The 17,733-nt window shown below is 69.8% G+C and carries 13 protein-coding genes; 2 read left to right on the top strand and 11 right to left on the bottom strand.

The features are described from left to right. Positions 1-29: 29 nt before the first annotated feature. The 8 genes from ACFOGJ_RS01485 to dnaE all read right to left on the bottom strand — a co-directional run bounded on the left by ACFOGJ_RS01485 (position 30) and on the right by dnaE (position 10,607). Positions 30-1,322, bottom strand: a complete 1,293-nt coding sequence (locus ACFOGJ_RS01485) for a 1-deoxy-D-xylulose-5-phosphate reductoisomerase (protein WP_379897622.1) — start codon at positions 1,320-1,322, stop codon at positions 30-32. A gap of 124 nt (positions 1,323-1,446) precedes the next feature. Further along, on the bottom strand, positions 1,447-2,346 hold the full coding sequence (locus ACFOGJ_RS01480; protein WP_379897621.1) for a phosphatidate cytidylyltransferase: 900 nt from the start codon (positions 2,344-2,346) through the stop codon (positions 1,447-1,449). 52 nt (positions 2,347-2,398) lie between these two features. Beyond that, positions 2,399-3,139 carry an isoprenyl transferase gene (locus ACFOGJ_RS01475; RefSeq protein WP_379897796.1) on the bottom strand — a complete coding sequence of 247 codons (741 nt, stop codon included), beginning with the start codon at positions 3,137-3,139 and terminating at the stop codon, positions 2,399-2,401. Between the two features lie 165 nt (positions 3,140-3,304). Then, positions 3,305-3,865: a ribosome recycling factor gene (gene frr, locus ACFOGJ_RS01470; RefSeq protein ID WP_379897620.1), complete on the bottom strand. Its 561-nt coding sequence runs from the start codon at positions 3,863-3,865 to the stop codon at positions 3,305-3,307. A 98-nt stretch (positions 3,866-3,963) separates the two neighbouring features. Beyond that, positions 3,964-4,722: a UMP kinase gene (gene pyrH / locus ACFOGJ_RS01465; RefSeq protein WP_449288562.1), complete on the bottom strand. Its 759-nt coding sequence runs from the start codon at positions 4,720-4,722 to the stop codon at positions 3,964-3,966. A gap of 111 nt (positions 4,723-4,833) precedes the next feature. Then, positions 4,834-5,751, bottom strand: a complete 918-nt coding sequence (gene tsf / locus ACFOGJ_RS01460; protein ID WP_379897619.1) for a translation elongation factor Ts — start codon at positions 5,749-5,751, stop codon at positions 4,834-4,836. Positions 5,752-5,799: 48 nt separating this feature from the next. Further along, on the bottom strand, positions 5,800-6,624 hold the full coding sequence (rpsB, locus tag ACFOGJ_RS01455; protein WP_379897617.1) for a 30S ribosomal protein S2: 825 nt from the start codon (positions 6,622-6,624) through the stop codon (positions 5,800-5,802). A 512-nt stretch (positions 6,625-7,136) separates the two neighbouring features. Next, positions 7,137-10,607, bottom strand: coding sequence for a DNA polymerase III subunit alpha (gene dnaE / locus ACFOGJ_RS01450; protein ID WP_379897616.1), 3,471 nt, complete (start codon positions 10,605-10,607; stop codon positions 7,137-7,139). Positions 10,608-10,917: 310 nt separating this feature from the next. Between dnaE and ACFOGJ_RS01445 the strand changes: the two genes are divergently transcribed. Beyond that, positions 10,918-11,736, top strand: coding sequence for a hypothetical protein (locus tag ACFOGJ_RS01445; protein ID WP_379897615.1), 819 nt, complete (start codon positions 10,918-10,920; stop codon positions 11,734-11,736). 251 nt (positions 11,737-11,987) lie between these two features. On the opposite strand, the gene ACFOGJ_RS01440 is transcribed toward ACFOGJ_RS01445, so the two are convergent. The 3 genes from ACFOGJ_RS01440 to ACFOGJ_RS01430 all read right to left on the bottom strand — a co-directional run bounded on the left by ACFOGJ_RS01440 (position 11,988) and on the right by ACFOGJ_RS01430 (position 15,765). Next, on the bottom strand, positions 11,988-12,410 hold the full coding sequence (locus tag ACFOGJ_RS01440) for an acyl-CoA thioesterase (protein ID WP_379897614.1): 423 nt from the start codon (positions 12,408-12,410) through the stop codon (positions 11,988-11,990). Positions 12,411-12,536: 126 nt separating this feature from the next. After that, on the bottom strand, positions 12,537-14,717 hold the full coding sequence (locus ACFOGJ_RS01435; protein ID WP_379897613.1) for a TRAP transporter permease: 2,181 nt from the start codon (positions 14,715-14,717) through the stop codon (positions 12,537-12,539). Between the two features lies 1 nt (position 14,718). Further along, positions 14,719-15,765 (bottom strand): TAXI family TRAP transporter solute-binding subunit, encoded by a 1,047-nt coding sequence (locus ACFOGJ_RS01430; protein WP_379897612.1) that lies wholly within the window; start codon positions 15,763-15,765, stop codon positions 14,719-14,721. 237 nt (positions 15,766-16,002) lie between these two features. Between ACFOGJ_RS01430 and ACFOGJ_RS01425 the strand changes: the two genes are divergently transcribed. Continuing rightward, a partial coding sequence (locus ACFOGJ_RS01425; protein WP_379897611.1) for an FUSC family protein occupies positions 16,003-17,733 on the top strand: 1,731 nt, incomplete at its 3' end.

Genomic DNA, 17,733 nt, shown 5'->3' with positions numbered 1-17,733 from the left:
GCAGTGCCGCGGATACGCACGCGAAGCCATCACGACATCGACGCGACGGCGGATGGCTTGGATGAAGGTACCGGCTGCCCGGCGCCCGCGCCGGCCCTGCTGTCCTCGCGGACCAGCATGGCCTGTGTCGCCAGTGTACGGGCCCTGCGGTCGACCGCCCAGACCTCTTCCAGGCTGCCGGCAGCGTCCGTCTCCGCGCGCTGCAGGGTTTCCTCCACGATCGCCGCGATGTCCAGGAAGCCGATCCGCCGCGCCAGGAAGGCGGCGACGGCAACCTCGTTCGCGGCGTTGAGGATGGTCGGTGCCGTGCCGCCGGCGGCCATCGCCTCCCGTGCCAGGCGCAGGGCCGGAAAGCGGGCCTCGTCGGCCGGCTCGAAGGTCAGGCTTCCGATGCGGGCCAGGTCCAGCGGTGCGACCGGCGCGGCCATGCGTTCCGGCCAGGCCAGGGCGAAGGCGATCGGTGTCCGCATGTCCGGCGTGCCGAGCTGGGCCAGCACCGAGCCGTCGCGATAGGCCACCATCGAATGGACGATCGACTGCGGATGGATCAGCACCTCGATCCGGTCCTGCGCCACCGGGAACAGGCAATGGGCCTCGATCAGCTCCAGCCCCTTGTTCATCATCGTGGCGGAATCGATGGAGATCTTGTCGCCCATGCTCCAGACCGGGTGGTTGACCGCCTGCTCCACGGTCACGTCCCGCATTTCCGCAAGCGAGCAGCGGCGGAACGGGCCGCCGCTGGCGGTCAGCACGATCCGCTCGACATTCTCCGGCCGCTCATGGTCGAACACCTGGAAGATCGCGTTGTGCTCGGAATCCACCGGCAGCAGCGCGGCACCGCGCTCCGCCGCCAGCGCGGTCATCAGCGGGCCGGCGCAGACCAGGCATTCCTTGTTCGCCAGCGCCACCGCGCGGCCATTGCGCACCGCCTCCATGGTGGGGGCCAGGCCGGCCGCGCCGACGATGCCGGCCACCACCAGGTCGGCCGGCTCCGCCGCGGCCGCGATCAGCGCGGAGGCGCCGGCCTCGCTGCGCACGCCGCTGCCGCGCAGGCCCTCCGCCAGCCGATCGTGCAGGTCGGGATCGCCGATCACCGCCAGTTCGGGGCGCAGGTCCAGCGCCTGTGCGATCAGCTTCTCGACATTGCGGAAGGCGGTCAGCGCCACCACCCGGTAGGCATCCCGGTTGCGCCCGATCAGGTCCAGGGTGCTGTCGCCGACGGAACCGGTCGATCCCAGCACCGTGACCCGGCGCGTGCCGCGCGCCGCGCCGCCCGGATGCCGGGCGGCGCGGACGGGCGCGGGCGTCCCGCGTCCTGGCATCGTCGACTCAGTCATTCTAAGGCGTCGTCCAATGTCGGTTGCCGCGCGGCAGTCGCGCGTCGTGGGTGACCTGCCCCGGGATCGCCCTGTCCAGGAATACCGCCCGGACAACTGCCCGGACATACTACCCGATCAGCCACAGGAGCAATGCCCCCGGCGGGGCCACGAAGATCACCCCGTCCAGCCGGTCCAGCAGCCCGCCATGGCCGGGTATCAGGCCCGAATAGTCCTTTACCATGTAGTGCCGCTTCACCGCCGAGGCGACCAGGTCGCCGAACTGTGCGACGCAGGCCAGCGCGCCGCCCAGCACCGCAGGCAGCGGCGGCGGCAGGCCAAGGTACAGCGCCGCCAGCACCCCCACGGCGATGCCGCCGACGACGGCGCCGAACAGTCCGGCCCAGGTCTTCTTCGGGCTGATCCGCGGCGCCAGCCGTGGCCCGCCGATGCTGCGGCCGAACATGAAGGCCAGGCTGTCGGCGGCCCAGACGATTGCAAGCATTGCGAAAGTTGCCACCTCGCCGTCGAGCTCCGGCAGGCCGGCGGCCTGCGGGTAACCGGTCCGCAGCCAGGCCAGCGACAGGCAGGGCAGGCCGATATAGGCCACCCGCACCGCGGCCCAGGCCGGGTTGCGCCGGGTCGCCAGGGCCACCACGGCCGCCGCGGCGGCCACGGCCACCAGGAGGCCGTAAGCTGCCGGCCAGCTGTTGAAGCCCGCCAGCAGCAGGGTGCCGCTCAGCCCGGCCGTGACCACGCCGAACTCCCGGCGCAAGGCGCCGCGCTCGGGCAGCCGCCCCGACGGTGCCGGACGCTGCGTCCGTTCCGCGGGCGCCAGCGCCGCCGGCCAGGGCAGGCGATAGAGCTCCCACAACATCAGCAGGCCCGCCAGGGCCACGGCAGCCAGGAACAGCCATCCCCCGGCCCAGATCAGCAGCAGCGCCACCGGCAGCATCACCGCCGCCGCGGTCAGCCGCTGTGCCAGCCCGCCCGGCGGCAGGATCCGGCGCCAGAACTCCTCCGCGCGCATCAGGCGGCCTGCGCCGCGGGCGACAGCGGACCGCGCCTTGGGTCCGGGCGGGTCAATCGACCGACACTGCGCCGAACCGCCGTTCGCGCCGGTGGAAGTCGTAGACCGCGTCGGCCAGGCTCTCGCGCGTAAAGTCGGGCCAGAGCAGGTCCACGAAGACCAGCTCCGCGTAGGCGGCCTGCCATAGCAGGAAGTTCGACAGCCGCTGCTCGCCACTGGTGCGGATCACCAGGTCCGGGTCGGGAATGTCGGCGGTCTGCAGGTAGGTGCGGAACCGCGCCTCGTCGAGATCGGCGGCCGCCAGCCGGCCGGCGGCGATGTCCAGCGCCGCGGCGCGGGCGGCCGCGACGATCTCCGCCTGGCTGCCATAGCTCAGCGCGATCGTCAGGCGCAGGCCGGTATTGCTCCGCGTCAATGCCTCCGCCCGGTCCAGCAGGTCGACGATGTCCCGCGCCAGCCGGCTGCGGTCGCCGATCACGGAGATCCGGACGGCGTTCTCGTGAAGCTCCGCCAGCTCCTGCCGGATGAAATGCCGCAGCAGGTCCATCAGGTCGATGACCTCGTCCTGCGGCCGCTTCCAGTTTTCCGACGAGAAGGCATAGACGGTCAGGAAGGAGATGCCGATCTCCCGTGCGCCCTTCACCGCCTCCCGCACCGCCTCCGCCCCCTGGCGGTGGCCGAAGGATCGCGGCTGGCGCCGGGCCCGGGCCCAGCGCCCGTTGCCGTCCATGATCACGGCGACATGGCGCGGCGGCGGCGGCGACTGCTGGCCGATCGGCTGCGGCGCGGGCAGCGGGTCGCGCAGAACGTCGCCGGTCCCGGCCCCGGTCCCGATCGCTGTCCCTGGTGCAGTGCCGGTCTCGATCTGTCCCGCCTGTGACAAAGCTGCGCTACTCCTCCTGCAGGTCCACGGTCCGGGATCGACCGACCACTGGCCGGGGCCGGCCGGGGTCGGTCGTCAGACCTGCATGATCTCCTTCTGCTTGTTCTCCAGCGACTCGTCGATCTCCTTGATCGACTGGTCGGTCATCGACTGGATCTCGTCCTGGTAGATCTGCTGGTCGTCCTCGCTGAGATTGCCTTCCTTGTGCAGCCGCTTCAGCGTGTCCATCCCGTCGCGCCGGATGTTGCGCACCGCAACCCGCGCCTGCTCCGCATATTGCGCCGCCACCCGGGTCAGTTCCTTGCGGCGCTCCTCGGTCAACTCCGGGATCGGGATCCGCACCAGCTGGCCGTCGGCCTGCGGGTTGAGCCCCAGGCCGGAATCGCGGATCGCCTTCTCCACCGCCTTCACATTGCCCTTGTCCCAGACCGAGACCGACATCATCCGGGGCTCGGGCACGGAAACGGTGCCCACCTGGTTGAGCGGCATCTCGCTGCCGTAGACGCTGACATGCACCGGGTCCAGCAGGCTGGTCGATGCCCGGCCGGTCCGCAGGCCGCCGAATTCCGTGCGCAGCACTTCCGTCGCGCGTTTCATGCGCCGCTGCAGATCGTCGAGATCGGGTTCGTCCTCCATGGGCCGGAGCCTCCCCTTCTATTGCGTGTTGCACCCTACCGGGCCCCGGCCGGCCGATGCGGACACCGCCGGCCGGTGGAGCCGGCTGCCGGGCCGGATCAGTTGCCGATGACCGTCGCGCGGCCGCCGCCCCGGATGATCTCGGAGAACTGGCCGGCCTCGCCGATCGAGAACACCAGTATGGGAATATCGCTTTCCCGCGCCAGCGAGATGGCGGAGGCGTCCATCACCTTGAGGTCCATGGACAGGACGTCGAGATAGCTGAGCTGCTCGAAACGGGTGGCTTCCGGGTCGGTCTTCGGGTCGCTGGTATAGACGCCGTCGACCTGGGTGCCCTTGAACAGGGCGTCGCAGTTCATTTCTGCCGCCCGGAGGGCCGCGGCGGTGTCGGTGGTGAAGAACGGATTGCCGGTGCCGGCGGCGAAGATCACCACCCGCCGCTTCTCAAGGTGGCGATGCGCCCGCCGGCGGATATAGGGTTCGCAGAGCGAGGCCATCGGGATCGCCGACATGACCCGCGTCTCCACCCCCTGCTCCTCGATCGCATGCTGGACCGCGAGCGCGTTCATGACCGTCGCCATCATGCCCATGCTGTCGGCGGTCGCCCGGTCCATGCCGCGCGCCGCACCCGACAGGCCGCGAAAGATGTTGCCGCCGCCGATCACCAGGCAGACCTCCACCCCCAGGGAGTGGACGGCGGCGATCTCCTCGGCGATGCGTGTGACGGTGGGAAAGTCGATGCCGTAGCCGGAATCGCCCATCAGGGCCTCGCCGGAGCATTTCAGCAGCACACGCTTGAAGCGCGTGCCCTGTGGCCGGGCCATATCGGCACCGCCGGTGCCGCCTGCATCGCTCATCGGCCGTCCGCCTCGCGCCCTGTCGTTCCGATTGTCCTGCGGTCTGCGGGGGCCGCCGCCGCTCCTGGCGCGGGCGGCAGCCCCTGCAGCACCATCAACCTGCCGCCAATGTCAGCCTGCCGCCTTGGCGACCTCGGCGGCGAAGTCCTCTTCCTTGCGCTCGATGCCCTCGCCCAGGGCATAGCGGGCGATCGCCGTCACCTTGATCGGGGCACCGGCCTTCTTGCCCGCCGCCTCGACCGCCTTCTTCACCGGCGTCTCGCCGTCGATGACGAAGGTCTGCTCCAGCAGGACGACCTCCTGGTAGAACTTGCGCAGGCGGCCGTCGACCATCTTGTCGATGATCTCCTGCGGCTTGCCGGAGCCGGCGGCCTGCTGGGTCAGCACGTCGCGCTCGCGCGCGATCGCGTCCGGATCCAGGTCGGCCACGTCCACCGACTGCGGGTTGGTCGCCGCCACATGCATCGCCAGCTGGCGGCCGAACTCGTTCAGCACCGCCTTGTCGCCGGCCGATTCCAGCGCCACCAGCACGCCGATCTTGCCCAGATTGTCGGTCAGCGCATTGTGGATGTAGGGAGCAACCACGCCTTCCGACACGGTCAGGCGGAGGGCGCGGCGCAGGGCCATGTTCTCGCCGATCGTGGCCACCGCATGGGTGACCTCTTCCTCCACCGTGCGGCCGGTGCCGGGAAAGGGCTTGCCGCCCAGCTCCGCGTCGCCCTCCGCCAGCGCGATCTCCGCCACCTTGCGCACCAGATTCTGGAACTGCTCGTTGCGGGCCACGAAGTCGGTCTCGGCATTGATCTCGACCAGCGCGGCGGCATTCTCGCCGACCGCAGCGCCGATCAGCCCCTCGGCCGCGACCCGGCCCGCCTTCTTCGCGGCAGCGGCAAGACCCTTCTTGCGCAGCCAGTCCACCGCCGCATCCAGGTCGCCGCCGCTCTCGGTCAGCGCCTTCTTGCAGTCCATCATGCCGGCGCCGGTCTTGGTCCGGAGCTCCTTGACAAGAGCGGCTGTCACTTCCGCCATTGTTTCACCTCTTTATGAGATCAATCGCGCAAACAGTTGATTTTGCGCTTATTCCCCGGCCGGGGCCGTTGTCGCTTCCGGCGTCTCGGCGGCAGCGGGCTCGCCCTCGGACAGCTCCGTTCCCGGCAGCGGCTCCGCCATCGGGTCCTCCAGCTCGCCCAGGTCGCCGGCGCCCCCCATTTCCGCCTGGATGCCGTCGAGGACGGCCGCGGAGAACAGGTCGCAATACAGATGGATCGCCCGCAGCGCATCGTCGTTGCCGGGGACCGGATAGGTGATGTCCTCGGGATCGGTGTTGGTGTCGACCACCGCGATCACCGGGATGCCCAGCTTCTTCGCCTCGGCAACGGCGATGTCCTCGCGCTGCACGTCGATGATCACCAGCACGTCCGGCAGGCCGCCCATCTCCTTGATGCCGCCCAGCGAGCGCTGCAGCTTGTCATGCTCACGGCTGAGCTGCAGATGCTCCTTCTTGGTCAGACCCAGCGCATGCGGATCCTCGGCCATCTTGCCCTCCAGCTCCTTCAGGCGCCGGATGGAGTGGGAGATGGTCTGCCAGTTGGTCAGCATGCCGCCGAGCCAGCGATGGTTGATGTAGTACTGGCCGCAGGCCTCCGCGCACTTGGCGATCGGCTCCGCTGCCTGGCGCTTGGTGGCCACGAACAGGACCCGGCCGCCGCCGGCGGTGATGTCACGCAGCACTTCCAGAGCGCGGTGCATCAGCGGCACGGTCTGGCGCAGGTCGATGATATGGATGTTGTTCCGGTCGCCGAAGATGAAGGGCTTCATCCGCGGGTTCCAGCGATGCGTCTGGTGCCCGAAATGGACACCGGCCTCGAGCAGTTGCCGCATGGTGAATGTCGGCAGGGCCATGGAAACTCTCCTTTTCCGGTTCGGCCGCCGCGAGGGTTCATCGCGCGCCCTGCCCGGTCCGGGATGGACCTGCGGCAGCGACGGCGACACCGGAGGGACCGGCCAGGATGTCTCCCCGAACCGCCCCAGGCCTCGCGTGAGGTTTTAGTGCGGGGGCGTTGTACGGAAGCCCGCGGCCGAATGCAACCGCGCTCTGGCCCCTGCCGGGTGGCACCCCGTCACACCCGCGCCGAACCGATCACGAGAACGGAACAAAAAGAGAATTTATCCCTTGCGCCGAGCGCGTGTTCTCTTTATGTTCCAATCATACGCACGCGACGCCCGGTCGCCCGGCCCGCCGGCCCCGCTGCCAGCCGGCCGGTATCCGACCACGCGATCGCACCCTGGTGGCCAGGGCGGGCGGCCTACGGGCGGCCCGCCCGCCCCCCGCAGCGGACGGAAGGCTGGACCGCTCAGCAGGACCGGGTTGCCGGGCTGCCTTGCCGGGCTGCCTTGTGCGACGGGGCCTGCGGTTACGGAAGCTGCGCCATTTCACGCACGTCCAGTACGCCGCGAACCGATTTCAGGGCACCCCGCACCCGCGGCGACAGGGCATAGCCGCCCGGCAGGGCGATATCCGCCTCATGCCCCTGCTCGGCCAGATGCAGGGTCAGGACGATCCTCCCCTTCCCCTTCGCGGTCTGCGCCAGGACGCCGTCCAGCCCGCCGACGGCACGCTGGTCGCCGACGAAGACCTGCAGGCAGGTCATGCCGCGGGCCTCCGCCCGGGCGGCGGCGATGTCCAGGTCGTCGACCGACTGCACCATCAGCCGCGGCTGGTCGCGGTCGTCGATCCGCCCCTCGACCCGGAACAGCACCGACCGGCCCGGCTCCAGCAGGTCGAAATGCGCCGACAGGATCTCGCTGAACACGGTCACCTCGAACATGCCGGTCGGATCGGAGCATTGGATGAAGGCGAAGCGGTTGCCCTTCGCCGAACGGCGCACCTGCTTGGAGATCACGGTGCCGGCGATGAGATGGCTGCTGGTCGACCGGCTCAGCCGCCGCATCACGTCGGCATAGGCCTGCACCCCCAGCCGCTCCAGGGTCTTGGCATAGGAATCCAGCGGGTGGGCGGAGAGGTAGAAGCCGATGGCGTCGAACTCCTGCGCCAGGGTCTCCATCGGCGTCCAGGAATCGACATCCGGCGCGATCTGCATCGCCGCCGCCGGCTCCGCGCCGCCGAACAGCGAGGTCTGCGCCGAGGCCCGTGCCTCCGACGCCACTGCGGCGAAGCGGATCACGTTCTCCACCGCGCCGAAGGCGCGCGCCCGGTCGGGCTCCAGCCCATCGAAGGCACCGGCGCGGGCCAGGTTCTCCAGCATCCGCTTGTTAACCATCGAAGGATCGACCCGGTCGGCGAAATCCGACAGGTCGCGGAACGGCCGGCCCTCCGCCTCCCGCGCGCGGACGATCGACCCCATCGCGCCCTCGCCCACATTCTTCACCGCCGCCAGGGCGTAGCGGACCGCCGCGCCCTCCCCCTCTCTCTCCACGGAGAAGTTCACCTGCGACCGGTTCACGTCGGGCGGCAGCAGTGGCACCTTCATCCGCGCCAGCTCCTGGCGGAAGACCGTCAGCTTGTCGGTGTTGTGGCGGTCGAAGCTCATCGACGCGGCGAGGAACTCCACCGGGTGGTTCGCCTTCAGCCAGGCAGTCTGGTAGGCGACCAGGCCATAGGCCACCGCATGGCTCTTGTTGAAGCCGTAGCCGGCGAACTTGTCGACCAGGTCGAAGATATAGGCGGCCCGGCCGGCATCGACGCCGCGCTCCTTCGCGCCGTCGACAAAGCGCTCCTTCTGCGCCGCCATCTGGGCCTTGTCCTTCTTGCCCATCGCGCGCCGCAGCACGTCCGCCTCGCCCAGGCTGTAGCCGGCCAGCACCTGGGCGATCTGCATCACCTGTTCCTGGTAGACGATGATGCCGTAGGTCTCCCGCAGGATCCCCTCCAGCTTCGGATGCAGGTAGTCGGGCACCTCCTCGCCATGCTTGCACTTGATGAAGCGCGGGATGTTGTCCATCGGGCCGGGGCGGTACAGCGCCACCATCGCCACCAGGTCCTCGATCGTGTCGGGCCGCAGCACCCGCAGGCTGTCCCGCATGCCCGAACTTTCAAACTGGAACACGCCCACCGTCTCGCCGCGCGACAGCATCTCGTAGACCTTGCGGTCGTCCAGCGGGATCTGCGCCAGGTCGATGTCGATGCCGCGCTCCGCCACAAGCCGCACCGCCAGGTTCAGCACCGACAGGGTCTTCAGGCCCAGGAAGTCGAACTTCACCAGGCCCGCCTGCTCGGCATATTTCATCGAGTACTGGGTGGCCGGCATCTCCGCCCGCGGATCGCGATAGAGCGGCACCAGTTCCTGCAGCGGCCGGTCGCCGATCACCACGCCGGCGGCGTGGGTGGAGGCGTTGCGGTACAGCCCCTCCAGCTTCAGCGCCGCGGTGACCATCTCGTCCACCCCGTCCTCGTCGCGGCGGAACTGGGCGATCTGCGGTTCCTGCTCCACCGCCTGGGCCAGGGTCATGGCGCTGCCCGGTGCGTTCGGCACGGTCTTCGCCACCCGGTCGACCAGTGTATAGGGCAGCTGCATCACCCGGCCGACATCCTTCAGCGCAGCCCGCGCCTGCAGGGTGCCGAAGGTGATGATCTGCGCGACCTGGTCGGCACCGTACTTGTCGCGGACATAGGCGATCACCTCGTCGCGGCGTTCCTGGCAGAAGTCGATGTCGAAGTCCGGCATCGAGATCCGCTCCGGGTTCAGGAAGCGCTCGAACAGCAGCCCGAAGCGCAGCGGGTCCACATCAGTGATGGTCAGCGCCCAGGCGACCACGGAGCCGGCACCGGAGCCGCGGCCCGGGCCGACCGGGATGTCGTGCGCCTTCGCCCACTGAATGAAGTCGGCGACGATCAGGAAGTAGCCGGGAAAGCCCATCTTCTCGATCACGTCGAGCTCGTAGTCGAGCCGGGTGCGATAGGGCTCCTGCTCCGCCTCCGGCCGGTCGCCGATGCGCCCCGCCAGGCCCTCATGCGCCATGCGGCGCAGCTGCTCCGGCTCGCTCTCGGCCGCGCTGCCGAAGTTCGGCAGGATCGGGTCGCGCTTTTCCGCCATCACCGCGCAGCGCTGAGCGATCACCAGGCTGTTCGCCACCGCCTCCGGCAGGTCCTCGAACAGGGCCGCCATTTCCTCCGGCGGCTTGAAATAATGTTCCGCCGTGACCCGCCGGCGATCCTCCGCGTTCACATAGGTGCCGTCGGCGATGCACAGCAGAATGTCGTGCGCCTCGTACATCTCCCGCTCGGGGAAGTAACAGTCGTTGGTAGCGACCAGCGGCACCCCGGCCTCGTAGGCCAGCTCGATCAGTGCCGGCTCCACCTTCCGCTCGAAGGACAGGCCGTGGCGCTGCAGCTCGATATAGAGGCGGTCGTCGAACAAGGCCTGCAGCCGCGCCAGCTCCGCCCGTGCCTCCGCCGCCTTGCCCTCCCCCGCCAGGCGGGCGAGCGCGCCGCTGGGACCGCCGGTCAGGCAGATCAACCCGTCGCTGCGGCCTTCCAGCTGGTCGGGCGTCAGCCGTGCCGCGGTGCCCGCCGGCGTCTGCAGGTAGGCGGCCGAACTCAGCGCCATCAGGTTCAGGTAGCCGGTCTCGTCCTTCGCCAGCAGGACAAGATGGTCGGGATTGCGCAGCCGGCCGGCCGGTCCGCGCAGGCCGTCGCCTTCCTCGGTGACGGCGATGCTGAACTGGCAGCCGATGATCGGCTGGACGCCGGCCCCGGCAAGGGTCTGCGACAGGTCCAGCGCCCCGAACATGTTGTTTGAATCGGTGACCGCCACGGCCGGCATGGCATGGCGCGCCGCCATCTCTGCCAGCTTCTTTGGACGGATCGCTCCCTCCGCCAGCGAATAGGAGGTGTGGACCCGCAGATGAACGAACTCCGCCGGCATGCGCCTGCTCCTTCCACGGGAAAGTCGAGGGAACCGCCGCGCAGCAGGGCCACGCGGCACCTCAATAAGACCATGTCACTGGTATGAGCCGAAGAATGCCACACCAGATCTTGCCAGAGCTACCCCGAAACACCTTATCATCCGACGCGCTTCGGGGCTCGTCCATCGCGGCCCGGCTCGCGGGCCCCGTCCTGAGGGCCGGCCCTGTCGGCGGAACGGGCAAGATGGCAGAATGCGGTCGAACGAAGGCTCATGCCTTCGGCGCCGCTGCCGGAAACAGAGTGCAGGGTGAGTGATCGTGAACGGCACGATGAGGTTGGATCGCACGAGGCTGGCCAAGGTCCTGTCGATGCTGCAGTCGAGCCATCCGGGCGAGGTGGTGGCCGCGGCCAACAGGGCGGTCTCGATGCTGCGCGACGCGGGGCTGGAGTTCGACGATATCGTCGGCCGGCCCGAGCCGCTGGACCTCGACGCGATCGAGGAGCGCCACCGGCGCGCCTGGCATCGGCCGGCCCCCCCGCAGGCCGAGCTGCGCGAGTACGAACAGACCATCGCGGACCTGCGGAACCAGCTGTCGGAGCATGAGGACTGGCGGAACCGTGCCGCCGCACGGATCGCCGATCTGGAGGATGAGCGCCGGCAGCAGAACGGCCGCCTGCGCGCCCTCGCGGCAGAGGCGGAAGAGGCCCGCCAGACCCTGTCGTCTGCGCATGAGGAACTGCTGCGGGTCCGCATGCAGCTGGCGGAACTGGACAGCGAGCGTCGCCGCCTGCGCGACCTGGTGGAGACGGCCGGCTCGGCCGCGCCGGCCTGGCGCCACAATGCCGACAAGCGCGCTGCGGTGCTGATGCTGCTCAACGACCCGGAGACGTCCGGCCTCTCCGACCGGGAGATCGCCCGCCGCGCCGGGGTCAGCCCGCAGACGGTGGGCAATGTGCGCCGCGACCATGCCGCCGCGACGGGCTCTGCCGTCCTGGCCAAACCGACCGAGCGCACGGTGACGCGCAACGGCAAGGCCTACACGATGCGGGTCGCCCATATCGGCAAGAAGCCGCAGCGCAAGCGCCGGCAGTCCGGCAGCCGGCGGCGCAAGGCGGATGCCGACCTGCTCGACGGACTGGAAGTCTAGGAGCCGGTTCCCGTCGCCGGTCCCGAACTCCGGCGCAGGCCCCGAACGAACCGGGGACGACTCCTGGATCTGGTCGGAACGTAGCCGGAAGCCCCCAAAATCTCGCCTCTCCGCCCGGCCAGTGCCGCGCGCAGCCGCTGTCGTGCCCCCGGCGGGACCGGGAACAAAGGGAGACGACTCCCAGATTTCGTCGGAACGCATCGTGACTGCGACGAGGTCTGGCCGCCGCTTCGCTCCTGCCGCGGCCGGAATCAGCCTTCCAGGGCAGCGCGGAACGCCGCCGGCACTGCCACCGCCCGGCGGCGGCCAGGCTGCTCCGGATCCTCCGCCAGGAAGACGCGGATCTCCCATCCCTCGACGGCGGGGGCGCCGTTGCGGCTGAGCAGATGCGCCATGCGGAAGCTCTTAGAGGACCAGGTCTCCACCCGCGTCTCCAGCTGCAGCACGTCGCCATAGCTGGAGGGCTGCCGGAACTTGGCGCCGGCATCGACCAGCGGCGTGCCCAGGACGCCGAAGCGCTCGATGATCTGGCGCTGGCTGAAGCCGGCCCCGCCCAGCAGGCCGTGGGTGCCGTCGTCGAACCAGGAGAAGTAGTTGGGGTAGTAGACGATGCCGAGGGGGTCGCAATCCCCCCAGCCGACCAGGATCTCCGTCCGGAACACAGGCTGCGCCACGCTTCGACCTCCGCTGTCCTCGCACCCGCCGCACCACGCGCCTGACAGGCGCCCGGCGGGCGGGCGGATCCTAACAGAGCCGCCGCGGCCTGTGTCCGCGGGTCCGGCCGGCGCCGGCCGCCCCGCTCATGCATGCTTCCCGGGTATGAAGCGCTTGGCCATCATCAGCGCCAGGAAGATCACCAGGCCCGCCAGGTTCACCCGCAGGTCGCTGGGCCAGACCAGGACCACGCCGGCCAGGGCGCAGATCGCCCGCCCCGGCAGGCTCAGCGGCCGTTCGGCATGGCCCTCGAACGCCGCCGCCAGGGCGTAGAGCCCGACCATCGCGAAGAAGAAGATCTCCAGACTGTGCAGGGAGAAAGGCGCCAGGAACGGCGTATAGGCGAACAGCACCGGCATCAGGTACAGCCCCTTGGCGATCTTCCAGGCCGCGAAGCCGGTCGCCATCGGATGCGAGCGCGCGATCGCCGCCGCCGCGAAGGCGGTCAGGCAGACCGGTGGCGTCACGTTGCTGTCCTGGCTGAGCCAGAAGATGATCATGTGCGCCGACAGGAGCGACAGGGTCAGGATCGACGGGTCGAGCGCCTGTTCGCTGGCCAGGTTCAGCACTTCCTGCGGCGTGTTCGCCACCAGCGCGGCGGCGGCTTCCGGATCCATCGGCGCGGCCAATGTCTGCAGGGCGTTCGGGTCGGCCAGCATGAACACCGCGCGCGCCGCCTCCGGCACGGTGCCGGCGGCGATCATGTCGACCAGGTACATGTTCTCGATCAAGCCCCGCAGCGCCGGCGCCGACAGGGTGGCGAGCACGATATAGGCGGCGGTCACCGGCAGCCCCATCCCCAGCACCAGGCTGGCCAGCGCGATCAGCACCAGCGCGATCAGCAGGTTGCCGTCCGCCCAGCCGGCGATCATCAGGGAGAAGGTGTTGCCGATCCCGGTCATCGCGATGACGTTGACCAGCAGGCCGATGGTGATCAGCAGCACCGCGGTGAGGATCATGTTGCGCGCGCCCAGCGCCAGCGCCTCCACCACCGCCACCGGCCCCATCCGGTTCGGCGACAGCCAGGAGGCGACGATCACCACCGCGATCGCCGCCCCGGCGGCGAAGGTCGGCGTGTAGTTCGCCATCAGCATGCCGATCAGCACCGCGATCGGCAGCAGGAAGGACGGCCCGCCGCGCTTCAGCACGTCCAGCAGGCGCGGCACATCCTCGTCCAACACGCTCAGCCCCTCGCGCTTGGCGCGGATCCGCACGAAGAAGGCGACGGACAGGAAGTACAGGATCGCCGGCAGAACGCTGACCGCGACGATCTCCAGGTAGGGGATCTGGGTGTAGCTCGCCATCACGAAGGCGCCGGCACCCATGATCGGCGGCATCAGCTGCCCGCCGGTGGAGGCGGCGGCCTCGACGCCGGCGGCGAACCGGGAGGGAAAGCCGGAGCGCTTCATCAGCGGGATGGTGATCACCCCGGTGGAGACGGTGTTGGCCACCGCCGAGCCGGAGATCGTGCCGGTCAGGCCGGAGGCCAGGACCGCGACGAAGCCCGGCCCGCCGACGAACCGCCCGGCCACGCAGCGCGCCAGGTCGACGATGAACTCGCCGGCGCCGGAGCGCACCAGGAAGGCCCCGAACAGGATGAACATGAAGACATAGGTGGCGGAGATCCGGCCGATCGAGCCGAACATCCCCTCGTCGGAGAAGATCGAGCGGAAGACCAGGGTCTCCCAGCTCAGGCCGGCGAACTTGAAGACGCCGCCGATCAGTTCGCCCCACCAGCCCACATAGGCCAGCGCGACGATGACGATCACCGGAATGATCAGGCCGGAGACCCGGCGGGTCAGCTCGATCGCGCCGAAGATGGTGATCGCCGCCAGGATCCAGTCCGGCAGCGACAGGTGGACGCCGCGATCGTAGATCGCGTTCTCCTGCTCGATCAGGATGATGGTGGCGGCCGGCAGGATGACGGCCAGCGCCAGGTCCAGGACCAGCGCCGTGCGCCGCCAGAACGGCCGTTCGCTGCGCCAGATCGGATAGCGCAAGGCGCAGAGCAGCGCGAAGCTGGCGAAATGCAGCCCGCCGAGCCAGAGGTCGGAGAGCGTGGCGAACATGTTCGCCCACAGATTGACGAGGGCCGCGAGCACCGCCAGCGGCAGGAACAGACGTCCCAGCCAGCCGCTGTCGGTGTCGCGGACCGGGGCGTCGTAGTCGCGCTCGGCGTCGCCGACCGGTGCGGATGGCGCAGCCTTCCCCGCGCCATCCTGCCCTTCGGAGCCGGGCGGCTCGCGTCCGTCCGGCGCGGTCGTCACCTCAGTTCTTGGCCTTCAGCCGGTCGGGAACCGACAGGCCCTGTTCCTCGAAATAGCGCTGCGCGCCCGGATGCAGCGGCACCGGCAGGCCGGCGATCGCGGCATCCAGCTTCATCTCGCTGGTCGCCTTGTGGATCCCCTGCAGGAACGGCAGGTTCTCGTAAATGGTCTTGGTCAGCAGGTAGACCGTCTCTTCCGGCAGGTCCTGGCGCACCGCCAGGAAGTTCGGCTGCGCGATGGTCATGATCGGCTTGTCCTGGCCGGGATAGGTGCCGGCCGGGATCTCGAAGCGGGTCCACAGATCCTCGAAGCGGCCGTTCGCCTTCTTCATCTGCTCGTCGGTGAAGTCGAGCACCACCAGGTCGTCGCCCATCGCCGCCAACGCGCGGGTGACGGCGGTCACCGGCGGGCCGGCCGGCGTGCTCATCGCCTCGATCTGGCCGTTCTGCAGGGCCTCGGCACTGGGGTTGTAGCCCATGTAGGCAAGGTCGAAATCCTTGTCCATGTCATAGCCGAGATTGTTCAGGATGGTCCGGTTGGAGCCGATGGTGCCGGAATTCTGCGCGCCCATGGACACCTTCTTGCCCTTCAGCCCCTCCATGTCGGAGATCGTGCCGGAAGCGGCATCGCTCTTCTTTACCACGAAATGCTCGACATTCGGCCAGAGCATGGTGATCGAGCGCAGATGCTCCTGCCGGCCCTCGTCCTTGAAAGGCCCCTCGCCCGCCCAGGCATTGGCGCCGAACAGGCCCTGCAGGATCGCCAGCTGGGCCTCGTTGTCGCGCAGCAGCTTCACGTTCTCGCCCGAGCCGGCGGAGTTGATCGCCGAGACGTTGATCTTCTGGCTCGGCTGCAGCTTGACCTTGGCCAGGGTGGCGAGCGCCACGCCCACCGGATAGTAGGTGCCGCCGGTGGAGGCGGTGGCCAGCAGGTAGTTCTGCTCCTCCTGCGCCTGGCCGCCGGTGGCCATGCCGAAGGTCAGGGCCGCCGCACCCAGCGCGGCGATCGCGCCCCGGCGGGTGATCGCCCAGGTCGTATCCTTGGTCATTCGCTTCTCTCCCTTTCATGAGGCGCGGATTTGCCCATCGCCCGGTCCTGCCCGTCGAGCCGCCACAGGGGGCAGCCGATCCCAGAGGGGCAGACTTTGCCCCAGATCGGCGGAAGCTCCAACCGCGCGCCGCAGCGGGCCGCGCGGCAGCGCCGCCGCGGCGATTGCCCGGCCGTCGCGCCGCACCGATAGTACCGTCCCGGCACGCCAGCAGGCGCGTCGCACAAGGGATGGCGGATGCAACGCAGCGATACGGTCGCCAGAAACGCCCTCGTCGGATACGCCTTCGCCTGGACCGCCGCGCAGGTCCGCGGCGCCTATGAGCCGGAAGCCTTCCGCAAGGGGGTCGTTGCGGGCCTTCTCAGCGCCCTGCCCTTCATCCTGTTCCTGCTGCTGGACCAGCCGGCGCTGGCGGTGTTCGCCAGCCTCGCCGCGGTCCGCATGGGGATGTCGGACCCGGGCCGCGGCCAGGCCTTCCGCCATCGGGCACGTGTGCTCGCCGCCGGCGCCCTTTGCGTGACGGCCGGCACCTTCTTCGGCACCCTGCTGGCCGACGGCTCCCTCTGGACCCTGCCGCTGGTCGCGCTCCTGGTCCTGGCCGCCGCCTATCTGGGCGCCCTGGGGCCGGAGGGGCTGGCCACCAGCCTGACCGTGCTTCTGCCGACGGTGGTCTGCCTCGGCCTGCCGGGCGATCCCGTCGCCCGATCCGCTGCGGTGATCGGGTCCTGCCTGTTCGTGTCCGCCGTGCTGCTCTGCGCCTGGCCGCTGGATCCGGACAGGCCGGCCAGGCAGGCCACGGCAGCCGCGTTGCGGGCAGTGGCCGCGATGGCACGGCTGCTGGCCGGCACCGCGCAGCGGCGTGCCGGCACCGCTGAAGGCATCCGGAACGACGGATCCGGGCAGGCTGCATCCGGGCAGGCTGGCTCAGGGGAGGCCGGTTCTGGGGAGGCCGGTTCTGGGGAGGCCGCGCTCTGGGCGACACGGGTCCGCGCCTATCGCGCGATCGACCAGGCGCTTGCCATCACCGCCGACAGCCTGCCGCGGCACGACGACGGCAGCACCGCCCCCGCCCTGCTGCAGCTCGCCGCCGCCGCGTCGGAGGCCCGGCGCATCGCCCGTGCTCTGACCTCGATGGCGGAGTCCGGCCAGCCTGCCGGCGCCGAGCTGAATTCGGTCGGCTCGGCCGCCGACGAACTGGAACGGCTTGCCGGACAGCTGAGCCGGCTGCCGCCGCCCCGCCTCCGGCATGGCCCGGCCCTCGACCTCGGCCCGGCGCCGCCGGCCGACGCACTTCCACTAGCCCAGGCACCCCCGGCCCAGACACCCCCGACCCAGGCACCCCCGGCCCAGGCACCCCCGGCCAGCCCCGCGGATGCCCTCCGGCAGTCGCTGCAGGCGATCGCGCATTCCCTGTCCGCGGACGGCGTGCCGCCACCGGATGCCGTCGCGACGATCCCGATGCCGCGCCCCGGCCGGACCCGCCGCCTGTTCCGCTGGGCCCTGCCGCTGCTGCGCGACAACCTTTCGGCAGACTCCTCGGCGCTGCGCCATGCCGTCCGGCAGGCCGTGCTGGTGGCAATCGCCACCGGCCTGGTCTGGCACTTCCAGATCCCGCACGGCTACTGGGCGATGCTGGCGATCGTGTTCGTGACGAAGCCCGCCTATGGCGGCACCCGCCAGGCCACCATCAACCGGGTTCTGGCGACCGTCATCGGGGTTTCCGCCGCGGAACTGGTCCTGCTGAACAGCCACGACTTCTGGGTCCTGGCGCCGCTTGCCCTGCTGTTCAACTGCCTGTCCCACGGGGTCGTGACGGTGAACTACCTGATCGGCTACGCGATGCTGACCGCCTATGTGATCTTCAAGATCGAGGCGGCGCTGCCCGGCAGCGACCTGGTGGTGCCGCGCCTGCTGGCGACCCTGCTGGGCTGTGCCCTTGCCGCCGCCAGCCTGGCGGTCTGGCCGCCG

The organism is Marinibaculum pumilum (genome assembly GCF_042646425.1).
GTDB classification, from domain to species: domain Bacteria; phylum Pseudomonadota; class Alphaproteobacteria; order Ferrovibrionales; family Ferrovibrionaceae; genus Marinibaculum; species Marinibaculum pumilum.
This window is presented reverse-complemented; position numbering and strand designations above follow the sequence as displayed.